This is a genomic window from Pedobacter sp. CAN_A7 (assembly GCF_015752175.1).
Taxonomy (GTDB): Bacteria; Bacteroidota; Bacteroidia; order Sphingobacteriales; family Sphingobacteriaceae; genus Pedobacter.
The window spans coordinates 695,472-716,787 of the sequence record NZ_JADOUW010000001.1 but is presented as its reverse complement, the minus strand read 5'-3'; the positions used below and the strand labels follow the sequence as shown (position 1 = coordinate 716,787).

Sequence of the window (21,316 nt, the reverse complement as noted above, 5' to 3'; positions counted from 1 at the left end):
ATCTACAAAGCAATTGACTAATCAACCTATTCGCGTTCTCTATTCAGGAAGTTCACTATTAAGTGAAGCCTTACCCAAGCTACAAGAAGACTTTTCGGTTCATGTTGAAGCTACTGTAGAGCAGTGTGCTCAATATTTGAAAGAGCAATCGTTGTTCAATTTGCCAGATGTTATTGTTATTGAGATTGTTGATAAGGATAAAAGTTTTGACTTAATTGGCAAATTAAAAAAAGATCCCCTGTTAAAAGGATTGGTCATCATATTGCTTTCAGAAGAACAGGACAAAAGCCTCAGGCAGCTTGCCATGTTCCATAAGGTTAATGATTTATATACTTCACCCATTCCTGTTAACGATCTTTGTGAACGGATTGGTTTTCTTGTTAAATTCAAGCTAATTAAACCACAATTATCTGATCTTTTAAAAATAGACGTCAGGTATGAAATTCCTTTTTATAAAAGGGCTTTCGACATGGTCGCTTCTGGATGTGCAATATTATTACTCAGTCCCATTTTATTGATAGTTGCTGCTATCATTGCGTTGGAGTCAAAAGGTCCAATTATTTTTAAAAGTAAAAGGGTAGGAACGGGGTATCATATTTTTGATTTTTACAAGTTCCGCTCCATGCGAAATAATGCGAGCAAAGAATTAGCAGGGTTAAGTGAGCTCAACCAATATGATAAATCGGATGCTGGTAAATCCACTTTTATGAAATTAAAAAATGATCCGCGGGTGACCAGATTTGGAAGTTTCATCAGAAAATACAGTATTGATGAATTACCGCAATTAATTAATGTTTTTAAAGGTGACATGTCTCTTGTGGGCAACCGACCTTTGCCTTTATATGAAGCAGAGCAGCTTACTTCGAATGAATGGAGCATGCGCTTTCTAGGTCCTGCTGGTTTAACCGGATTATGGCAGGTGAGCCGCAGGGGTAGAGAAGACATGTCTGAACGTGAGCGTAAAAAACTAGATAACTTCTACGCTCAAAATTATTCGATCTGGCTGGATATTAAAATCATCATGAAAACTTTTCCTGCCTTGGTTCAGAAAGAAAAAGTTTAAAAAGCTTCGTCACAGTCTTGTCGGGTAATGTTTACACCATGTATAATGATATCAAATTCTGTACGACGGTTTAGTTGCTGATCTTGCTCTGAACATGGTACACCATCGTAACACCTATTGATGATTCTTGTTTTACCGTAATACTCCACTTGAATCCTATCTGCGGCTATTCCCTTTTTTACAAGATAAGCTTTAGCTGCATGACCTCGTCTTAAAGACAATTTTCTATTATAATCGTCAGATGCACGGCTATCACAGTGGCTTGAGGTGATCACACTGATTTCTGGATTTTTACGCATCAGCTGAAATAATTCTTCTAAAGCCGATACGGCGTCTGGTCTGATTTCAGAACGGTCAAGGTCATAATAAATGTTTTTAACCGCAAAGGTTCTTTTTAAAACAGCACAATTGCTAAGCACATTTTGCTGCAGCGTTTCTGTTTTGTTTAACTTGATGTCAAGCTGTATCACCGAATCCTGAGTAATTCCCTGTGAGGTAACGAAGGCAATCTTATTTACAAAGCCTGGTTTATGTGCGGTTATTTCATAGTCCGTGTCTTTTGGTAACACTCGTTTGTATTCACCTTTAGCATTTGTAATTAAAGTGTCTGTACCGTCTAGATGCCTCATTAACAGCCTGCTGTTTATTAAAGGAACTCTGGTTCTTGCGTCAGTAACCATACCTTGAAGGGTGATTAATTGTACAGTTCGTTTAAACTGATAAATATCATCATTTCCACGTCGGTTGGAGCTGAAATATCCTTGTTTCCCATCTGCTGATTTTATTAAACTGAAATCATCTTTTGGTGAATTGATCGGCACACCCATGTTTTTCGGCTGGTCGACAGGACTCATTTCCTTTAATGCTACTTCAAAAATATCCAGGCCTCCTAAACCAGCATGACCAGTGGAAGCAAAATACAGGGTGTTATTTTTATCCAGGTATGGGAACAACTCATTGCCTTCTGTGTTAATGCGTTTACCCATATTGACAGGGGTGTTCCAGGCGCCGTTACCCGAGCGCACGGTGTAATATAAATCTGTTCCACCGAAGCCTCCGGGCCTGTCAGATGCAAAGATCATGATTGTGCCATTTTGGTGAAGTGTGGGATGTCCGGTAGAATATTCATTGCTGTTGTGTGGAAACTCGGTTACCTTACTTAGATGATCGCCAGAGGCAGTATAAAGCTTTAGTTTGTTGACGCCTGCCGCACTTTTTTGCACGCGGCCATTGTCAAAGTTGTTTCTGGTGTAAACTATGGATCCATCAGGGAAAATTGCTGCAGCGGCCTCGTGATATTTGGTATTGATGTTACCTTTAAGGAGTTGTAGATCTAGGGTAGGCGCTAATACTGCTGCTAGAGTATCTCTAACTATGGTGGAGTGATAAGTACCTAATATTTTGGAATCATTACTGGTTGGTGCGGTATCATCATCGTTGAATGCGTAGGAATGATTTTTTTGCTTTTTAGCCATCTTATACAGGCTATCGGGATTAATTTCCTTAATATCACCTAATTGTGGAACGAAGTAAAGGTTGGTGAATGGGGTTTGATCCCATTGAAATACACGTTTAATGGGAGTAGACGTTTTTCTGTTACTGCTGAAGATCAATCCATTCTTATAAAATACAGGACTATATTCCGAACTTTGAGTATTCAGGTTTAGGAAATAAATGGACCAGTTTCCGAGATTTTTATTGAAGTTGCTGGCATTAGCACGAGCAAATAATGATGCCCTTTTATCGGCAGGGACTAAAGTAAGGTATTTTCGGTACCAGCCTTCAGAACTTTCATACTGTTGGTTGCTGGCCAGAGATTCAGCATAATAGAGTGCCCATTCAGGCTTAAGATTTTTTTGCTTAACTAACTTCTCATATCCTTTTAAAGCTTCCCGATAATTTTTCACCATTTTGTGACTATACGCCAGCATGTCCTGTGCAAATACATTGTTGCTGTCTTTTTTTAATGCTTTATTTAAGCTATTGATCGCAGCGGTATAACGTAAGGATTGAAAGTCATCCGTAGCTTTTCGCATCTCGGCAGTCATGGTTTTATTTTCCTGGCCGTAACTCGATTGTGTGAAAGTAATGGCAAGGGAAATGCATAGTACTTTTAATAAACGTAAGCGTAATTTCATGTTGATTAGAAATATCTTGGTGACAATATTTTATCTTTTGCAAAGCCGAATTCATACCTCAACATGATTTCGTGGCTACCGGAATTAAAGTTCTGTAAGCTAGTGGTGCTGCGGTCATAACTATAACCGACTCTGATTTGAGGGGTGGCCTGAAGTTCGATCAGACCAGCAATATCAGCACTGGTTCTATATTGGGCGCCGATACCAATCACATCTTTTATCCACAGGGTCGCGTTTAAGTCGGCTTCAATAGGGGCTCCTTTTACACCTTTAACCAGAAAAGACGGTTTTAATTTTAAATCTTCAGCAACCGGAAAAACATAACCAGCAGAAAAGAATAAGTGAAGGGCTTGTTTACCACTTAATTTTGCACCCGAAGTATTTTCGGAAGATAAATCATTAGGCATCAGGTCTTGTGCTGCTAAGCCTATATAGAACCGATCAGAATTGTAATACATACCAGTTCCAAAGTTAAATAGCATTTTATCTATATTATTGGCAAAAGCTGGATCGTAAGGTTGAGATGGACTCAAGGGAACATCGGTAAGGTTAACCCTATACTGGCTTGCATTACCTTGTACTCCGAAGCTTAAGGTTCCCACATCCATTTTTATCCTGTATGCAGCGCTGATTACTGCGCCAGTTGTTTGTGTTACCCCTAATTTATCAGATATAAATTGAAAGCCAATCCCAATTTTGTCGTTATATACCGGAGCGTCGATGGTAAAGGTTCCGGTCTTTGGTGCACCAGGAATTCCGGTCCATTGATTTCTGAATAGTGCTGTGGCAGAAATTACATTTCTGCTTCCCGCATAGGCCGGATTGATGGCCAGGGTATTAAACATGTATTGCGTATACATGGCATCCTGTTGTGCATGGACGGTATTTCCAAACATGAAAAAGGTAATCAACAAGGAAAAAGATATAAGTTTTTTCATTTTATCGGCTAAGGGTAAGATGGCCGACATATTTGTTGACGCCATCAATCTTAATTACATAATAATAAGTACCGGTGGGAACATCGTCGCCCACGCGAATTCCTTCTGTTGTTTTACCATTCCATTCATTTTTATAATTAACGGAACGGTAAATTCTATTTCCCCAGCGGTTGAAGATTTCTAAATTGATCTGGTACCTTGATCCATTTTCGATAACAAAATAATCATTTATACCATCGTTGTTAGGAGAGAAACCACCGGGGATAAATAAGTCTTCTACGTTCAGGTTAACTGGGGTAGGTAGTGCAGGAGATACATCACCAGCATTATTCGGGTCAGGCACTAAACCGTCGGTAGATTGGTCGCTCACTGGGCTTCCGTCTCTTGTATTCAGGCCCTCAGTCAAAGCAGTATTGTTAAAAATGCCTTCACCCTGGTTAAGCGTAACATTAATTTCTAATATAACTTGTTCCTTGCGCGCTGCAGCTAAATAACTTGAAGGGAGTAACATGTTATTAAGCAAATAGCCATTGTAATTGTTGTCGACATTCAACGTCCCCGTGGCAGTTACACGTTTAACTATGACTGCATTTTTTTTAAATGTTGCTTCCAGGTCATCAATCAGGCTAATGTTATAGATCGTTTCCACATCACCGAAGTTAATCAGGTTGAATGTGTAAGTTAAGTCGTAACTACCATCAAGATTCCGCGTGCGGGAAGTGAGTGCCTTGGCTAAACCAATGGTAGTTGGGTCGGGCTGAGGATTGACAATTATGTTAACAGTAGCTTCATTAGACTCCGCGCCAAAGTTGTCTTTCACGGTGTAAGTGAAAAAATCAGCACCTTCAAAACCAGGGTTTGGTGTATAAGTAATCAGACCCGTAATGGGGTCAATAGTCAACTTTCCAGATTGGGGTTGTGTCTTGATGACTATGCTGGCTTTATCAATAGTGTTATTTCCATCAACATCAGTGTCATTGTTTAAAATTAATACGGTTCCACTTGTATTAAAATTGGTGGTTAAATCATCGTTTAATGTTACGGGAAAATGGTTAACAACTATTTGAACATCATCGGTCAGTTCACAGCCACCTGTTGATTTAATGGTCCAACGAAAAGTATAAACCCCGTTGGTCAGGTTATTTACAGCACTGTTATATAATGATGGGTTAACTATTGCTGCAGTTGTTGGACCCGACACCTGTGTCCAGCTTCCTACATCCGATCCTGGATTATTTCCTTGAAATTGATAGTTGGTCGTTGCTGTACTGATGTTAAGGAGTTGATCGGCACCCGCTACGGGTTGTACAGGGGCAGCAGTATAAGTTAATGTAACTGTGGCGTTGTTAGACGTCATCCCGAACGTGTCTTTAATATTGTAACTGGCTGTAACGGCTCCAGAAAAATTAGTTTCAGGAGAAAACAAGATCGTGTTTTCCTCACCGATGGAAAATACGCCCTTTCCTGCAACTGTAAATGAATTTTGCAAGCCAACTTCTGCCGGATTCAGGTCAATCGAAGCTCTATTTATACTTCCCCCTGCATTTGTGGTTCTATCATTGGCCGCCACGTCAACGGATGCAATTATTCCCTGGCAAATCGTAAAGACATCATTCGTGGCCACGGGAGGCGTGAGTGTACTGACCGCTTTCGAATCAATGATGACGTTTCTGATTTCGTGAAAGTTAGTCTGGTCGCCGGTTGAAGATGCAAGCCCATACTTAAGGTTTGTTGGGGCAACTTCCGGATAGTAAAAATTATTAATCACTGTGGACGTGACTAAAGTAGGGCCTCCTCTAGTGATTCTTACGGTGATGTTGTAACCGCCATTAGGATTTGGTGTGAGGTCAATCAACACCCGACGATAACCATTAGAAGTAGAATCAGGCTGCCTGTTGTTAAGGTCGCCAACTAAATTAAAGCCTAAAGTATTTGTATTTGTCGAGGTTAAAAAAGAATAATTTCCTGCTGTTAATGCGGCACCATCACCTTTTCCACGAAGGGTAACGGACCCGGCTATTTGTCCTGGACCGCCTTGTCTACCTTCAGAGGGGTTGGAGAAATTGCCAAATTCGTCCAAACCAACTGCCATGTATCCTTTGCTTACTCCAGGAGACACGGGGTCAGTAGTGGTAATTTGAGCGTACCCTAAGGAGCCACCGAATCCGCCAATATTAAACGGATTGGCAGTCGCATCGAATAAGAAGAAACTGATACCATCTGCACCAGAGCCTCCATAAATATAGTATTCAAATTGAACTGTCAAACCTTGTGTGAAAGGAAAGACCGTATTACTGTAGATAAAACCTTTTTGATTTCTTGAATTGCTGGTTAGTCTGAGGTAGCCCTTGCCGTTGTCATCTATAGGTGTACCTGTATGCGCTAAGCCAGCTAAATTATATGCGCTTCCGCCGGCAGTAAGAAAAGCTGAGGGAGCGCCTCCGAAATTAATCCCAGATGCTGTGGAGTTTTTGAAGCTTTCAAAATATGGAAACTGGGCAATAACTGTTAGTGTAGAAAGGTTTAGCAGGAGAAATAATGATGCTCGTAAATATTTAGTCATGTAAAGAGCGAATTAAGCGCGCTAAAATATCAATAAAATCTAGAACTTCGCGATTAAGCAATATACTATTCAGAAATATTTTTAGGCGCGCAACGCTAAAGTATCATTGGAATTTAAAATTCACCTCCATTTTAAGTTATATTTAAGGATAGATCATCTTGATGCTTAGTAAAATGCTAAGGAAAGTAGGTGTTGATACCTTATGGTTTATTTGAGTATTAAATTTACAAATTCTTATCACTCAAGGTCATAAAGTTAAGGAACAAGGGTTTTAATAGAGGTTTATATACGTTAATCTAAGCTTGGCATATTTTAATTAATTAATTATTGTTTCTAAAGTATTGTTTAATTCAATAAATTCGGTTTAGGAACGTATATTTGATAGTCTGTTATAACATTTACGTTTTGTTTAACTAGAACTTATATATTTGATTTTACTAAGTTTTTCCATGCATAAAAAGTCTACCCTTGTTCTCCTAATTACCTGTTTTATTTCTATAGTTTTCGTATCGCAAAAGTCTGTTGCCCAGGAAAGTATACTAGGTGAAGTGTCTAGCCTTTATTTAGAAAAGCTTGTAGCGGCAGCAAAAGCCAATTACCCACGGGTAAAATCCTTGGGAAGCGAAGTGAATATCGCTAAGAGCGATCTTTCTGCTGCCAAAATATCCTGGTTAGATCCATTTTCATTTCAATACGTTACGCGTTCTAATGATGCGAATGTAAATTCCGTAAACTTAACCACAGCTGATTTGCTTACCGGTTACCAGTTTGGCGTGAACTTTAATCCTGGTGTTTTATTCGCAAAACCTGCCAACATCAAAAGAGCTAAGGAACAAATTAAATTAGCTCAGGCAAATGCAGATGAATATCTGCTGCAGCTGGAAGCATTGGTTAAAACCAGGTATTTTTTGTACATGCAATATCAAAAATCATTAATACCAGCCAATAATGCTTATTTAGATGCGGAAAGCAATGTCAAATCGATTAAAGTGAAATACCAGCGGGGAGAGGCTTCGTTTCTGGATTATAATAGTGCTTCTATAGCATTAAATCAAAGTTTTCAAACAAAATTGGAGACTGAAGCTAACTACTTGAATGCAAAGGTAGCTTTGGAAGAACTGACTGTTGTCAAACTAGAATATATAAAATAATGAATGAGTTATTTAGGTTTTTAGATATTCTAAAAAAGTACAAGCTTACACTGATTATCATTCCACTGGTTACTACCATCATCACCTTTTTCCTGGTTAGAAATCTTCCTAATTCTTATGTATCTCAGGCTCAAATTGCAACAGGTTGGGTTGATGGCACGCAACAGCAATCTGTTGTAGGCCAGGTTGAAGATAAGGATAGGATAAATCAAAAATTCAGCAACCTGATGGAGATGATGCGCATGAACAGGGTGTTGGATCAGGTAGCGTATCAGTTAATTATCCATGATTTAACTAGTGCAGATCCATTTAAGCAATGGAGCAAGGAAATGATTGCCTTGTCGGATGCTGAAAAAGCCCAGGCACTAAAAGTGTTTCGCGAAAAGGCAATTGGCCACCAGAGCCTAACTTTATCCAAGCCAGCGGAGAATAAGTTGTTTAAACTCTTAAAATCAATGGGTTATGATGCTGAATCATTGAGAAATAAACAGCTGGTTTACCGACCTAGCGATAGCGATTTTATCGTTGTTCAATTTGAATCAGAAAACCCTGATTTATCTGCATTGGTTGTTAACCTTGTAGCCTCCGAAGTCATTGAAAATTACTCCACTTCCTTAAAAGAAAATCAGCTAAGAGCGAATAATTTTTTAAGTGGAATGTTAGTCCAAAAGAGCGATTCGCTTTCTCAACGAATGGAGAAATTGCGGGCATATAAGATTAAAAACCGTGTTCTGAATTTAACTGAGCAGTCAAAACAACTTTATACACTGGTATTAGAATATGATACCAAAAAACAAGAAGCCATTGAGAAAACGGCTTCCTATGCAGGCGCATTAAATCAGATCAACAAAAAGTTCGATCCGCAAGAGAGAAGTTATATAGAAGCTGCATTATCTAAGGTAAACCAGTCTATTGTAGATACTAAAGATGAACTTAGTTCTATCTACACTTTATATATTAATAATGACCTGGATCCAAGATATAAATCAAGCTATGATTCGTTAAGCAGAAAACTGACAGCCCAAATCAATAAATCATCTGACCAGTATATTAACAATCCATTAAATACAAAACAGGAATTGATTAATCAAAAGCTGACCATGGAGATTCAGCTTGATTTGACCCGGTATAGTATTAATTCTTTAGATAAGAAGTTGAGGTCTTTAAATGGACAATTTGAAACCATGGTGCCTAAAGAGGCTGATGTACAGTCGCTGGAAATGGGTATTGAAATAGCAAGTAAAGAGTATCTTGATATTTTAAACATGTACAATCAAAGTACCTTAGAATCATCTTTTAATGTAAAAATGAATGTGGTGCAACAAGGTACACCTGGATTAGCACAACCTTCAAAAAAGATGTTACTGGTCATATTAAGTGCCATCATTAGCTTTGCCTTTTGTGTTTTAGTTCTTTTTGTTATTTATTTTTTCGATAATAGTGTGATCTCTGCACAGGAGCTAGCCAATAAAACCGATATACCGGTTTTAGGAGAAGTCAACTACTTAGTATCTCCATCGGTTGACCTAAGCGCGCTATGGAATCAGGAAACTATTGCTCCTCACTTATTAAAGTTTAAAAATCAACTGCGTTCTATTCGATATGAAATAGAACTGGCTTTGACAGACAAAATATTGGTGGTTACCAGTATTAGCCCAACAGTAGGCAAAACCTTAGTGGCTTTAAGTTTAGCATTAGCCTGGAAAATGACCAATAAAAAAGTGCTTGTTATTGATGGTAACTTCAGTAATCCTAATATTTCCAGAGCATCTACCTCAAAAATGTACCTGGAGGATTTTATTAGTGGCTCACTTGATCTTAATAGTAAACACAAGGTAGGCAACATCGATATTTTGAGTAATAAAGGAGGTGATACTTCCTTAATGGAATTAGCAAGTCGCGATGTTATCCAGGCCAAATTAGAAGAAGCAAAAGTTCTGTATGACTTAATCATCATTGAAACAGCAGCGCTTGATGATCGGAACCAATCGAAAGAATGGATTTTATTCTCGAATAATATTGTCTCTGTGTTCTCTGCAGGAAATTCCATTTCTGAACGGAAGAAGGGTCAAATTGCCTATTTAAAAGAAACCGGAAGTTTCAAAGGATGGATAATTAACAAGGTTGGTAACGCTGAGCGGTAATGAGTTTATTTATGATAGCCTGGATTATACTACAAATCATTATTGGCTACAATCTGGTTTTACCCTTTTGTATGTATTTAGTATGGAAATTAAGCCGCACTAAACGCATCGCAAATCTTCGGATGAATAATGGCAATGAAGGAGATTATGCTATCATCGTGACTGCATTTCAGCAAACCACGATGTTGCCTGCGGTAGTTAAGTCTTTACTGGCATTAAACTATAACAAGTATACAGTTTACATCGTTGCTGATGATTGTAAGCTAACAGAAGATTTATTATTTAATGATGAACGGGTGGTGTTATTAGCTCCGCCAACCGTGCTTGCCAGTAATACTGCTTCTCATTTTTATGCAATAGATCATTTTATACGGGAGCACGATCGGTTAACCATTGTAGATAGCGACAACCTAGTTGATTTCGAATATTTAAATAAATTAAATGTGTGGTTTTCGCAAGGGTTTCAGGCCGTACAAGGAATAAGAATGGCTAAAAACATGGATTCGACTATAGCAAGTCTGGATGCTGCACGAGACATTTATTACCATTTCTATGACGGAAAGCTACTTTTTAACCTAAATTCTTCTGCAACACTGTCTGGATCGGGAATGGCTTTTACCACCCAGTTATATAGAGAATGTTTAGGTTCGTTAAATGTTAAAGGTGCAGGCTTCGACAAAGTACTACAGGCTGAGATATTAAAGAGAAATTTGAGGATTGCATTTTCTGATGAGGCCATCGTATATGATGAAAAGACATCCCAATCGACACAATTAGTTAATCAAAGGGCGCGATGGATCAATACCTGGTTTAAATATTTTAAGTTCGGCTTTGCTATATTGTCAAAGGGGATAAAAAACGGGAGTGTCAACCAACTTTTATTTGGGCTAGTCTTATTACGTCCACCGCTGTTTATCTTTATTTTGCTGTCAGGTTTATTTATGTTCATTAATTTGTTTGTATCTGCGGTAGCTGTCGTTATCTGGTTTATTGCTTTTGTATTGTTTGTAATAGGATTTTTAATCGCCTTAAAGCATTCAAATGCAGATGAGCGGATATACCAGTCGTTAAAAAGTATTCCTACTTTCATCTTTTTACAGCTGAAGTCGTTACTGAAAAGTAAAAATGCAAATCGAACGTCTATAGCTACTACCCACTATCATAACCGAACAAACGAAGATCTTAAATCGTAAATTAAGCATAGGAGCAAGCGAATAAAAGCTTACCATAACTTCATTATCGATGAAATCAATATAAACTGATGAAAATAACTCCATTAAAAAAGACAGATAAAGATATTGAGGCGCAACAAAAAAAACTGGAAGTAATTACTTACAGGATTGCATTGTTGGTTTCTGCTGTTTCTGTTTATTATTTTTTCATCAAAATTCTTTTTTTATAAAGCGCAATGGATAACTTAAGTACTCCATTCAGGTTAACACCCTTGGTTCTCACCACTATTTTACTGCTGTTTTCAGTATTCAGTGTGTTGGGGATTAATTATTTTGGAATAACCTTTGGGTTGGGTATATTTATTATTCTCATAGGCCTGCCTCTTGTTTTCTCTGTTATTTATTATCCTAAGTTTGGTATTTTAGTCCTGCTCATAGCCGCCTATTTCGTCATGTTTGTTTTAAGGATTGGGGTCAACTTCCCTTTGGGTACTTTGATGGACGGACTTGTATTGCTACTGGGCTTTGGTTTCATCATTTATCAAAAGAAATATCAAAAATGGGAAGCGTTTAGAAATCCCATCAGCGTGATGATTTTGGTTTGGATAGGCTATAATCTGCTTCAAGTACTTAATCCGGAGGCTGCTTCAAAAATGGCCTGGTTATACACCATCAGGTCTGTAGCATTAATCATGCTTACCTACTTTGTTTTCGTTGCTCAAATTAGAACAAAAGAGTTTATCAGGCTCATCTTTTCTGTATGGATTTTTCTTGCATTTTTTGCTGCATTATACGCGGTAAAGCAGGAGTATGTTGGATTTTTTGGTTTTGAAGAAGCAAGTATTAATACAGAGCTTCAACGTTCCTTATTATTTATTGATGGTAAATGGCGGAAATTTTCCATTTTTTCTGATCCGGTTTCCTTCTCTTACAACATGGTAATTAGTGCAATACTTTGTGTTGCTGTCATGTTAAATCCTATGAAAACCTATAAAAAGGTTATTTTAGGCTGCCTGGCAGCACTTTTTTTAACTACTATGTTATATTCAGGTACACGGGGCGCTTATCCATTGTTCCCCTTGGCCATGTTTCTTTTTGTGGTGCTAAGGTTCAATTTCAATATATTGAAGTATGCAATTGTAGGTGCGGCTTTTTTTATCGCTTTAGTATTTGTACCAACTTCTAATCCTACAATTGTAAGATTTCAGTCAGCATTTAGTCCTGATGATGATGCATCATTTAATGTGCGTAAAATCAACCAGAAAAAGATCCAGCCATATATCCAACAACACCCATTTGGTGGGGGCCTTGGGGCTACTGGAGTATGGGGAAAAAGATTTGCACCGAACTCAGAACTGGCTAACTTCCCTTCTGATAGTGGTTACGTTCGGGTGGCTGTGGAGTTAGGTTATGTTGGAATGTTTCTTTTCTGCACCTTTATGTTTGTCGTTTTAAAGACTGGGATTGAAAATTATTATATAATCAAGGATACAGAATTGAAAAATTATTGCCTGGGAATGGTGCTGATCATCTTTGCCCTTGGCATTGGGAATTATCCGCAGGAAGCATTGGTGCAATTCCCAAACAGTGTCTATTTTTATCTAGCGGTCGCCATGATTAATATAACCTTGATTATTGATAAAAGAGACAGTAAAAACGTCGCACTAAAGCATAAAGAATATGAAGCGCTTGATTAACTATGTAGTCCCAGCCTGGGTAGAAAAACTAAATTTGAGTTATAACGATTACAAAGATGTCCCTGATTCTTTTTTTAAGGAGCTTAACACAAGGTTAGACCATGTGCAAAGTAAATCGCCCCTGGTATCTATCATCATAGCTGCATACAATGAGGAAGTCAATGTTTTGCGTTGTATTAACTCGCTGTCTTATGCAAAAACCAATATTCCATTTGAGATTATTGTGGTCAACAATAACTCGGCAGATCAAACACAAGATTCTATTAGCAGAATGAACATACGAGGTCTGTTTCAACCAATTCAAGGCTGTGGTCCTGCAAGGCAATTAGCTCAGGAAAATGCTAACGGCAAATATGTCTTATTAGCAGATGCTGATTGTTTGTATCCTCCAGGGTGGATTGAAGAAATGATGAAGGTTTTGCAACAGGAAAACGTAGTTTGTGTCTACGGCCGCTATTCTTTTATTCCTGAAAAAGGCTTTTCACGATTACAGTTATATTTGCTCGAAAAATTAAAAGATGCGGCAGCTGAACTTAGGCATTTGAAAAGACCTCATTTAAATGCATTTGGCATTAGCATGGGCTATGTCAAAAAATATGGATTAAAGGAAGGCTTTATCATGCACAATATTCGTGGGGACGATGGAAGACTAGCTTTTGATTTGATGAAATATGGGATGATTAAACAGGTCAAATCCATGAATGCCCGCCCTTGGACGGCTCCCAGAACCTTACAAAGAGACGGTTCTTTCTATAAAGCGATATCAAACCGGATTATCATTGAGCTTAAAAGAGGGGTGAGCATGTTAAAGAAACAGGCGCCACATGATACTAAAAAATCATCAAACTAAGGTTCATGCGTTTAAAAGGAAAAGTCATTTTTATACTGGGTATTGCTAAATTCGATGGCCAATTCGAATCGACCAGTTTTACCATGGCAAAATATCTAGCAGAGGATAACGATGTTTATTATATCGACTATCCATATACATGGAAAGACTATTTTCTGAACAGGACTGCCGGCTTTCACATCAGGAAAAAGTACTTCAATAAAAACGATGTTGAACTTATCGATACTGCGCTTACAAGATTAAAAGTAGTTATTGTTCCTCCACTACTGCCTATCAATTTTATTGCGGAAGGAGACTTCTACAGGTTTCTCTTAGGTCTTAATGAAAAGACTATTCTCCGTAGAATAGCTCAGGTAATAGCTAAATTTAACATTACAGATTACATCTACATTAATTCTTCAAATTTTCATTATCCCAATATTGGCCAATTATTAGCACCAAAATTATCGGTTTACCATTGCGTTGATCCGATCATTGGCTGTTATGATGCAAACCATGGAAGATGGTCAGAAGATCTGATTATTAAACATGCTGATCTCATTATCTGTACCAGTAAACAATTGTATAAAGAAAAAGCGGCGAAAAATGTAGACTCCTATTTTATTCCAAACGCAGCAAACCTCGAATTTAGTTCTTTGGCTATGAAGCCTGATTTAATCATTAATGAAAGGTTAAATGAGATCCCAAAACCCATTGTTGGCTATTTTGGCAATATTGAAAGGCGAATTAACTTCGATCTCTTATTTGAGGTGGCCAATAGCAATTCAGATAAAAGTTTTGTCTTTGCCGGACCGGTCACCGAGAGCTTTGTACCTTTAACATTTAAGAATCTGCCTAATGTTTATTTCATTGGTCGGATTCCATACGCAGAAATGCCATCTGTTATCAAGGGCTTTGATGTCTGTATGATTCCATTTAAAAAAGACGAAGTAAGCAATACCATCTTCCCGCTAAAGTTATTTGAATATTTAGGTGCTGGAAAGCCTGTAATCGCTACAGATTTTAATTTGGATTTACAGGAGTTTACACGCAACTCCGTGGCTTATTGTGGTACAGCAAAAGACTTCAATATCGCTTTAGCCAAAATGCTTCAGCAGGATGATACAAATACGATCCAAATTGATGAAAGACTAAAAATCGCTTCCGAAAACACATGGGAAGTACGATTCAATCAATTCAGCACTTTAATCAATGACTATTATCAAAAAATAAATGAGCGATAATATCGCTACGCTTTTTTGCTTCTTGATATATACTTATAATAAAATTCAGGGTAAAACTTATAAGCGTATATAAAGGTGTTAAGTAGATTGACATTTAATTCCTTCTTAAGGATCGTTTGAGCGATCATAAACCCAATAACGTTCGACACAAGTGTTGCATAGGCTGCTCCAATTACACCCATTTCTAGGATGAATAAATAATTCAAACTCAAGTTTATCGTTGCACAAATGACCACGACAATAAAGGTTGTTCTTGTTCTACCGATGGAATCTAATATGGTGCCGAATTGTCTGCCGAAAGGGATCAATATGCAATACAGTAAGGTTACTTTTAATAAAGGAATAGAATCATCGTATTTACCGCCTGCAATAAAATGGATAACGAAATCTGAGCATAGAAAAATGATCAGCACTCCTGGTATTAATATCGCCAGAATTACGCCAACAGATTTCTCGTAAAGGTATTTTATGGCCTCAACACCTTCAGCTTCCAGCCGCTTGGCACTTTGTGGAAATACAATGGTCGCTACGGCATTAGTTGGGATCTCGATAAGGTTAGTTATTCTAACAGCGATATTAAACGAACCAGCTGCAGCAGGCGATAACATCACGCCTAACATCATTTGATCGATTGTGGTAGAGAGAATGGAGCTCACTGAGGTTCCAAAAGCATATTTCCCATAATTAAACAACTTTTTAATCCATTCAGGATACAGTTTAAAAGTTATTTTAAGGTAAGGTCTCACATAATAATAAGCTACAACTGCACTTGCAAAGACACCAATTATTTGGATATAGAGGAGGTTGATTAAACTTATCTTGATGTCAAATGAAAAGCAAACCAACACATAAATGAAGAAGGATGATTGCCTGATGAAGTTGGTGATAAATACGCCAGCATAGTTGAGGTTTGCCTGTTCAATACAGTTAAATTGGGTCAATATACCTGATAAAACAAAAACAATGTTGAACAAATAGAACATGGTTTCCAATTCCTCTGTTTTCCAGATCAGTGCAACCTGGTGCGCAAAAAGTAGATTAGCTATAATGCAAACCAGTGTTAATATACCACTAATGGTAAAAGATGCCGAAGTTATTTTATGATGTTCTGCTAAGGGAGACGAGGAAATAAACCTTACCAACGCATTTTGAATCAAACCATTCCTAAAGATCTCTAATATGGTCACTGTCGCCATAAACAATGTCCAGGCACCAAACTCGTGTTTGGTTAATACCCTTACCAAAAAGTAGAAGCTCGCAAATCCAAAAAATACACCTGAAAAGTTTTGGATAACATTAATAAAACCAGACTTTAACCAATAATGGTTTTCTACTTTAGGCTTCATTTGGCTTAGTTATAATATTCTTTGATGTAAGAAAGAACTGCTTCTTCCGTTTTCGCGTGTAAAACCTTCGCACCTGAAAACATAGGATATAGCTTTTCATAACACTTAAAATGATGTTCAGGTCCTTGCTTTGATAACACAATATTTATTCCACCGAAATAACTGGCCAGCGTTGCTGTTCCACCATGTATAGACAAAAACCGATCAGCATTTGCATAGACCATCAATTGAAAGTGATTGTAATTATTTGCTTTCCCTTTATTTTCCTGGTACAAGTCTTCCATTAAAACTACATCAGGGTGTGTCACGGACAGCCATTCATATTCGTTTAATTCATAAATATCACTGTTATCCATTGTGATATTTTGTGGCCTAGGGCGGTTATAAACGATCGTATACTTGTCTTTTAATTCTTTAATGATTTGATCTAATAAGTCAATGCTAAAAAAGCTTATTGGTGGACCTTCCCATTCCATATTATACCTATTGGCAATAACCAGCATGGGCTTCTCGAAAACATAAATCTCATTTTTATAGGTTTCTTTTAAAGGTACTGGTGCCCACTTTTTCATGTCGTAATCCTGACTGTAAAGAATCCTTGGCATTTCGTAATTGTAATTGCCTTCATTATTCCTATCGGTAAAAATTTCTTCATGATGGGGCGAAAAGAAATACAGCTCTTTGGTTAGCTTGGAAGCATGTGTGCTTTTAAGTGTTCCATTTTTATAGTGCCAGTATGCGAAAGGTAAGGCGAACTGAAGTTCGGGCGCAAACTCTCCATGAAAATATAATGACTTGTATTTTTTCTTAATGACATAGTCCTTTAACAGGTATTGCAACTGGACCAACTGGCAGTAATAGGTATCGCGATAATAGTAAAACAAATTAACTGGCAGCTTTCCATATCTTATCCTCACCAAGAGACTAAGTATTTTATTTATAATTTTTTTAAACATGTCTGGCTAAATCTATTAATGGTGTGCCTTATAGAAATTAATATCATAATTGTATTTCAGCTGTCGGTAAACATATCTTAAAGCTGTAATAAAGGGGTTCCGGCTTTGTGTAAGGTTTGTGCGTGTCATGGTACTAGGTTCTGCTTCTGAATTTTTCTGCACAAATAAAGATTGATAATCGTTATAAAACAATCCTTTTCCTTTCTTCTGAATGAAGGAAACGCACATCTGGTATTCTGTGCGATCTCCCTTTATACCCTCTGCATACTTGCCAAATTTCTTATTAAAATTGCTTCTTCTCAAATGTGGGTGGTCACTATAATAATAGATCTTTTGGTAGTCTGCATGCCAAGGTTTAATGTACATTAAAGAATAGCCATCTTTATAGTTTTCCAAATAAGGGTATTTCACATAGGCATAAAAACGGATGATGTCAAGGTCTTGCTGCTCATTAAAAATGGCCAATGCTTTTTGAAATTCTTCTGGGAATTTGGCTGTTGGGATAAAATCTTCCTGTATATATAGGGTCAGTCCACAAGTTACCGCCGCTTGCCCTTTATTAAGGTTATTCCCTAATCCCTGGTTTTGTGCTGAAGTAACCAATTTGAAATCAAATGCCTGTTTTAATTCCTTAATCCTATTTAGGTGTAGGTCAGCGCTTCCATCATCAGAAATTACAATTTCTTGAAAAAAGCAGTTTAGTGATTTAAATGCAATCAATAAATTTTCTAACGACTCACTGCGATTATAATGGGTGATCAGTAGCGATACATCTTTAAAATGATAGTCCATATTATATTTTTACCATGCTTTTAACCAATTTTTGTAGCTTTTTTGATAACTTATTAAGGAATTGATTATAACCAGCTGTTGGTTTGTATCCTTTCCATGCAGTCTTATTTAAATAGTCGAAGAACTCATTTTTATAAAATAAGTTGTTTTTATAATTCTGATAAATAGGCTTTACGCCTATAAAATGTATAATTGATGGATCTGGATCATCTGATTCGGAAATCGTATTCCATTTTTGGTCGAGTTCATGCCACTGATCGGCAAATACTACATTTAACCCATATTGGTCTGGAAAACCCGCATGCTGTTTATTGTAAGCAATACATTCTAAAATTTTTGCAGATAAATCGGTACCCCTCCATTTTACCACATCAATAATGAGTAATCCACTGTTAAAGTATTTACTTTCTGGATTCAGCGCTAATTCTTTATAATTGGGTATTCCGCCCCACGGGCTACTCACTTTCTCAGACCGGTCAACTACACCTGCAATTATTTTGTCATTGAGGTTAGTTTCCCATAATGGCAAAAGATCTTTCCTTACTATCATATCCACATCAAGATATATTGCTCTTGAGCAATAGTCTGGAATGAAATGTGAAATTAATATTCTTATATAAACGTTTAAAGGAAATGTAGAAGTGTCAAAAGGTAAGTTAAGGTTGTTAGGGATAACCTGTTCAATGGGCAACCAGCTAAGCGTAACATGAGGACTGGTATGAGAATTAACAATTTTTAACTTATTGTTTTTATCAATGTGATCGTCTACGATAAATAATTCAATTTGAGTGTTACTCGTGTGATTTACCGCTATTGATTTAATTAAAGCCGCAAGCATAACCGCATAGTGGTTGTCACATACTGTTACTAAGGTAATTCTTTCCAATTTATAGACGGGTTGCAGAGGTAATCATTATTCATTCAATAGTCAAATCGCTATAAAAATGCAATAAATAAATCGTCTTTTAAAATTCTCTGATAAACCATTTATCTAACTAACTTACAACAGACTTCTTAAGGAGAAAAGCATCATTCATAAACAACTACAAAGACCAATGAAAATAGCCGTTTTTAGCACCTACCAATATGATGAAGAGTATTTCACCCGATTTAATTCAGGGCACGAACTCACCTTTTATACCGCACCACTTGACTCCAAAACTGTTAACCTCAGTAATGGATTTGAGTGCATATGTATTTTTGTTAACGACCGCGTAGATGCGGACGTATTAACAGACCTCGCAGAAAATGGCGTTAAATTGATTGTCCTTCGTTGTGCGGGTTTCAATAATGTCGATGTTAAAAAAGCTACAGAGCTGGGTATTGTGGTACTTCGTGTGCCGGCATATTCACCTGAGGCTGTTGCAGAGCACGCCATGGCCTTAATTTTAACGCTGAACAGAAAGACACATAAAGCCTATAACAGGGTGCGGGAGGGAAACTTTTCTCTTGAAAAGCTCATGGGTTTTAACCTTCATCAACGTAAAGTAGCAGTTATAGGTACCGGTAATATCGGTCAGGCATTTTGCCGGATACTTAAGGGTTTTGGCTGCCATATTGCCGCCTACGATCCTTATCCCAACGCAGAAATGGAAGCACTTGGCGTAACTTACGGCACTTTAGAAGAAACCCTTTGTGATGCCGATATCGTGTCTTTGCACTGTCCATTAAATGACGACACCCTACATATGGTTAATAAGGAAACTTTGAAATTATTCAGTAAAGGGGCCATGTTAATTAACACCAGCCGTGGCGCATTAATCGAAACGGCCGATGTGATTAGTGCCCTTAAACATGGTCGCCTAGGGTATTTAGGTATCGATGTTTATGAACAGGAAAGCAAGTTGTTTTTTAATGACCATTCCGAAGCTGTTATTGCCGACGAGCTCATTACCAGGCTCATCTCTTTTCCAAATGTACTCATCACTTCTCATCAGGGTTTCTTTACCAAGGAGGCTATGGAGCAAATTGCTACCATCACCTATCAAAATATAGAGGCCTTTGAAAAGAAGACCGCACTGGTTAATCGGGTAGGGGTCTAGTGTTCAGCAATACATTAATGTCCACTTACTGATTCTGCCTGCTTTTTATACTTACCTGGTGACAATCCTGTAATTTTTTTGAAAATCTTGGAGAAATAGAAAATGTTGTCAAATCCTGTCATCCCGGCGATTTGGCTAAATGTCATCTGGGAAGTTACAAGGAGATATTGTGCTCTTTCAATCCTTTTTTCCTGAATGTAATCAATGGGCCGGCCTCCACTAAATTGCTTAAACAGACGTGAAAAATAGTCCGTGTTTAGATTTGCTCTGTTGGCAAGGTGTGCGACCGTCAATTGATTACTTAGGTTTAATGATATGTAACTCATTGCATCAACTATTTTCGCATGGATTTGTAGGGTCTCGTTGGGTTTAAATACTGACGGAGCCATGAAGCGTGATACTAATTGCAGCAATATACCTTGTGTTTCAAGAAATGTCGAAATATTTTGCTCGTTGTTGAGTTCCTGGTATTCCTTGTAGAAAATATTTTTTTCATATACCTGAGGGTTATCAGATCTATTTATGCCTCGTCCTGGATTAATTTTAACTAATCTAGAGAAATTACTAATGTCAATTGCATTTGCTTTAATGCGACTTATCGAACGGTTATTCATAAATAAAGATATTCCGTCTGGTGTTTCTTCAAAAAACTGAATAAAATACTGACTTAAATTCCCTGTGCAAGAGAGATTACAGAGGGTGAAACTTGGAATGATGTATAGGTATCCCGGTTCAAGGACTAAACTGCTTGAAACATCAGAAATCTCACCAAATCCTTGATCGATATAATAAATCCGAAAATATGGGCTTATCACGTTTTTGTAATTCCATTTTTCACCAAGATGTACATAATCAATGTTAAGTAAGGAGAAGTTGTGCTTCAGAATTCTTTTCACCATTGGTTCGTATTTATTTCAAGATGATCAATACTGTGATAACGATTATCAATTATAGCATTTTTTTCTTGTTTAGGAAGCATCGTAAAAGTAGGTTCTGTATAAAAAAAAGTCTTATTAATTCAAATATTAGGGTATTTATGTGTTTACATTTGAAAAGCTGCTCCGGCTAGTCCGATTAAGAAGTACTATAATCTTAAATAATTAGACAAATTGGTGATCAGTAATAGCCTTTAGTTACTTTGTAATTTTAAATCCGAAGAAACCTCTAACCAAATGTATTTGTGTCGAATTTCTTTTATTCGTGATTCTTGTTTTCATTTTAAATGCAAGTTTGTTTTTCAT

At 37.4% G+C, this 21,316-nt stretch carries 16 protein-coding genes; 8 read left to right on the top strand and 8 right to left on the bottom strand.

All coding sequences use genetic code 11. The features are described 5' to 3' along the window. Window positions 1-13 precede the first annotated feature (13 nt). On the top strand, window positions 14-1,063 hold the full coding sequence (locus tag IWX76_RS03285) for a sugar transferase (protein ID WP_196858443.1): 1,050 nt from the start codon (window positions 14-16) through the stop codon (window positions 1,061-1,063). On the opposite strand, the gene IWX76_RS03280 is transcribed toward IWX76_RS03285, so the two are convergent. Genes IWX76_RS03280 through IWX76_RS03270 form a run of 3 tightly spaced genes read right to left on the bottom strand, consistent with a single transcriptional unit; the run spans window position 1,060 to window position 6,702 of the window. Beyond that, a complete protein-coding gene (locus IWX76_RS03280; RefSeq protein ID WP_196858442.1) occupies window positions 1,060-3,201 on the bottom strand; it encodes an OmpA family protein in 2,142 nt (713 codons plus the stop codon). The two genes, IWX76_RS03285 and IWX76_RS03280, sit on opposite strands and share 4 nt — an antisense overlap. A 5-nt stretch (window positions 3,202-3,206) precedes the next feature. Then, window positions 3,207-4,139, bottom strand: coding sequence for a PorP/SprF family type IX secretion system membrane protein (locus IWX76_RS03275; protein WP_196858441.1), 933 nt, complete (start codon window positions 4,137-4,139; stop codon window positions 3,207-3,209). A 1-nt stretch (window position 4,140) separates the two neighbouring features. After that, complete coding sequence (locus IWX76_RS03270; protein WP_196858440.1) at window positions 4,141-6,702, bottom strand: gliding motility-associated C-terminal domain-containing protein; 2,562 nt, start codon at window positions 6,700-6,702, stop codon at window positions 4,141-4,143. Between the two features lie 449 nt (window positions 6,703-7,151). On the opposite strand from IWX76_RS03270, the gene IWX76_RS03265 reads away from it, so the two are divergent. From IWX76_RS03265 to IWX76_RS03240, 6 genes are all read left to right on the top strand, one after another. Then, complete coding sequence (locus IWX76_RS03265; RefSeq protein ID WP_196858439.1) at window positions 7,152-7,853, top strand: TolC family protein; 702 nt, start codon at window positions 7,152-7,154, stop codon at window positions 7,851-7,853. Beyond that, window positions 7,853-9,997: a GumC family protein gene (locus IWX76_RS03260; protein ID WP_196858438.1), complete on the top strand. Its 2,145-nt coding sequence runs from the start codon at window positions 7,853-7,855 to the stop codon at window positions 9,995-9,997. Before IWX76_RS03265 ends, IWX76_RS03260 begins: the two co-directional genes overlap by 1 nt. 71 nt (window positions 9,998-10,068) lie before the next feature. Continuing rightward, window positions 10,069-11,190, top strand: coding sequence for a glycosyltransferase (locus IWX76_RS03255; protein ID WP_334641094.1), 1,122 nt, complete (start codon window positions 10,069-10,071; stop codon window positions 11,188-11,190). A 215-nt stretch (window positions 11,191-11,405) separates the two neighbouring features. After that, entirely contained in the window at window positions 11,406-12,866 is a 1,461-nt protein-coding gene (locus IWX76_RS03250; RefSeq protein WP_196858436.1) for an O-antigen ligase family protein, read from the top strand. Beyond that, window positions 12,850-13,716, top strand: coding sequence for a glycosyltransferase family 2 protein (locus IWX76_RS03245; RefSeq protein ID WP_196858435.1), 867 nt, complete (start codon window positions 12,850-12,852; stop codon window positions 13,714-13,716). Before IWX76_RS03250 ends, IWX76_RS03245 begins: the two co-directional genes overlap by 17 nt. A 5-nt stretch (window positions 13,717-13,721) precedes the next feature. After that, window positions 13,722-14,939 (top strand): glycosyltransferase, encoded by a 1,218-nt coding sequence (locus tag IWX76_RS03240; RefSeq protein WP_196858434.1) that lies wholly within the window; start codon window positions 13,722-13,724, stop codon window positions 14,937-14,939. A gap of 5 nt (window positions 14,940-14,944) precedes the next feature. Here the strand turns inward: IWX76_RS03240 and IWX76_RS03235 are convergent, their stop codons facing one another. From IWX76_RS03235 to IWX76_RS03220, 4 genes are read right to left on the bottom strand one after another with little or no spacing between them, the layout of a single operon-like run. Then, window positions 14,945-16,285 (bottom strand): flippase, encoded by a 1,341-nt coding sequence (locus IWX76_RS03235; protein ID WP_196858433.1) that lies wholly within the window; start codon window positions 16,283-16,285, stop codon window positions 14,945-14,947. Between the two features lie 5 nt (window positions 16,286-16,290). Beyond that, a complete protein-coding gene (locus IWX76_RS03230) occupies window positions 16,291-17,241 on the bottom strand; it encodes a hypothetical protein (protein ID WP_196858432.1) in 951 nt (316 codons plus the stop codon). A gap of 15 nt (window positions 17,242-17,256) precedes the next feature. Next, window positions 17,257-18,033, bottom strand: a complete 777-nt coding sequence (locus tag IWX76_RS03225; RefSeq protein ID WP_196858431.1) for a glycosyltransferase — start codon at window positions 18,031-18,033, stop codon at window positions 17,257-17,259. A 1-nt stretch (window position 18,034) separates the two neighbouring features. After that, on the bottom strand, window positions 18,035-18,919 hold the full coding sequence (locus IWX76_RS03220; protein WP_334641089.1) for a glycosyltransferase family 8 protein: 885 nt from the start codon (window positions 18,917-18,919) through the stop codon (window positions 18,035-18,037). A 169-nt stretch (window positions 18,920-19,088) separates the two neighbouring features. Here IWX76_RS03220 and IWX76_RS03215 point away from each other — a divergent pair, with 169 nt between their 5' ends. Continuing rightward, a complete protein-coding gene (locus IWX76_RS03215) occupies window positions 19,089-20,075 on the top strand; it encodes a 2-hydroxyacid dehydrogenase (protein ID WP_196858430.1) in 987 nt (328 codons plus the stop codon). Window positions 20,076-20,089: 14 nt separating this feature from the next. On the opposite strand, the gene IWX76_RS03210 is transcribed toward IWX76_RS03215, so the two are convergent. After that, a complete protein-coding gene (locus IWX76_RS03210; protein WP_196858429.1) occupies window positions 20,090-20,974 on the bottom strand; it encodes a helix-turn-helix domain-containing protein in 885 nt (294 codons plus the stop codon). Between the last annotated feature and the right edge of the window lie 342 nt (window positions 20,975-21,316).

Excerpts from the sequence above, each read along its gene's own strand:
- IWX76_RS03270 (WP_196858440.1), bottom strand. The coding sequence starts at position 6,702 with ATGACTAAATATTTACGAGCATCATTATTTCTCCTGCTAAACCTTTCT.
- IWX76_RS03230 (WP_196858432.1), bottom strand. The coding sequence starts at position 17,241 with ATGTTTAAAAAAATTATAAATAAAATACTTAGTCTCTTGGTGAGGATA.
- IWX76_RS03280 (WP_196858442.1), bottom strand. The coding sequence starts at position 3,201 with ATGAAATTACGCTTACGTTTATTAAAAGTACTATGCATTTCCCTTGCC.
- IWX76_RS03260 (WP_196858438.1), top strand. The coding sequence starts at position 7,853 with ATGAATGAGTTATTTAGGTTTTTAGATATTCTAAAAAAGTACAAGCTT.
- IWX76_RS03255 (WP_334641094.1), top strand. The coding sequence starts at position 10,069 with ATGTATTTAGTATGGAAATTAAGCCGCACTAAACGCATCGCAAATCTT.
- IWX76_RS03210 (WP_196858429.1), bottom strand. The coding sequence starts at position 20,974 with ATGGTGAAAAGAATTCTGAAGCACAACTTCTCCTTACTTAACATTGAT.
- IWX76_RS03235 (WP_196858433.1), bottom strand. The coding sequence starts at position 16,285 with ATGAAGCCTAAAGTAGAAAACCATTATTGGTTAAAGTCTGGTTTTATT.
- IWX76_RS03265 (WP_196858439.1), top strand. The coding sequence starts at position 7,152 with ATGCATAAAAAGTCTACCCTTGTTCTCCTAATTACCTGTTTTATTTCT.
- IWX76_RS03275 (WP_196858441.1), bottom strand. The coding sequence starts at position 4,139 with ATGAAAAAACTTATATCTTTTTCCTTGTTGATTACCTTTTTCATGTTT.
- IWX76_RS03225 (WP_196858431.1), bottom strand. The coding sequence starts at position 18,033 with ATGGACTATCATTTTAAAGATGTATCGCTACTGATCACCCATTATAAT.
- IWX76_RS03245 (WP_196858435.1), top strand. The coding sequence starts at position 12,850 with ATGAAGCGCTTGATTAACTATGTAGTCCCAGCCTGGGTAGAAAAACTA.
- IWX76_RS03240 (WP_196858434.1), top strand. The coding sequence starts at position 13,722 with ATGCGTTTAAAAGGAAAAGTCATTTTTATACTGGGTATTGCTAAATTC.
- IWX76_RS03215 (WP_196858430.1), top strand. The coding sequence starts at position 19,089 with ATGAAAATAGCCGTTTTTAGCACCTACCAATATGATGAAGAGTATTTC.
- IWX76_RS03250 (WP_196858436.1), top strand. The coding sequence starts at position 11,406 with ATGGATAACTTAAGTACTCCATTCAGGTTAACACCCTTGGTTCTCACC.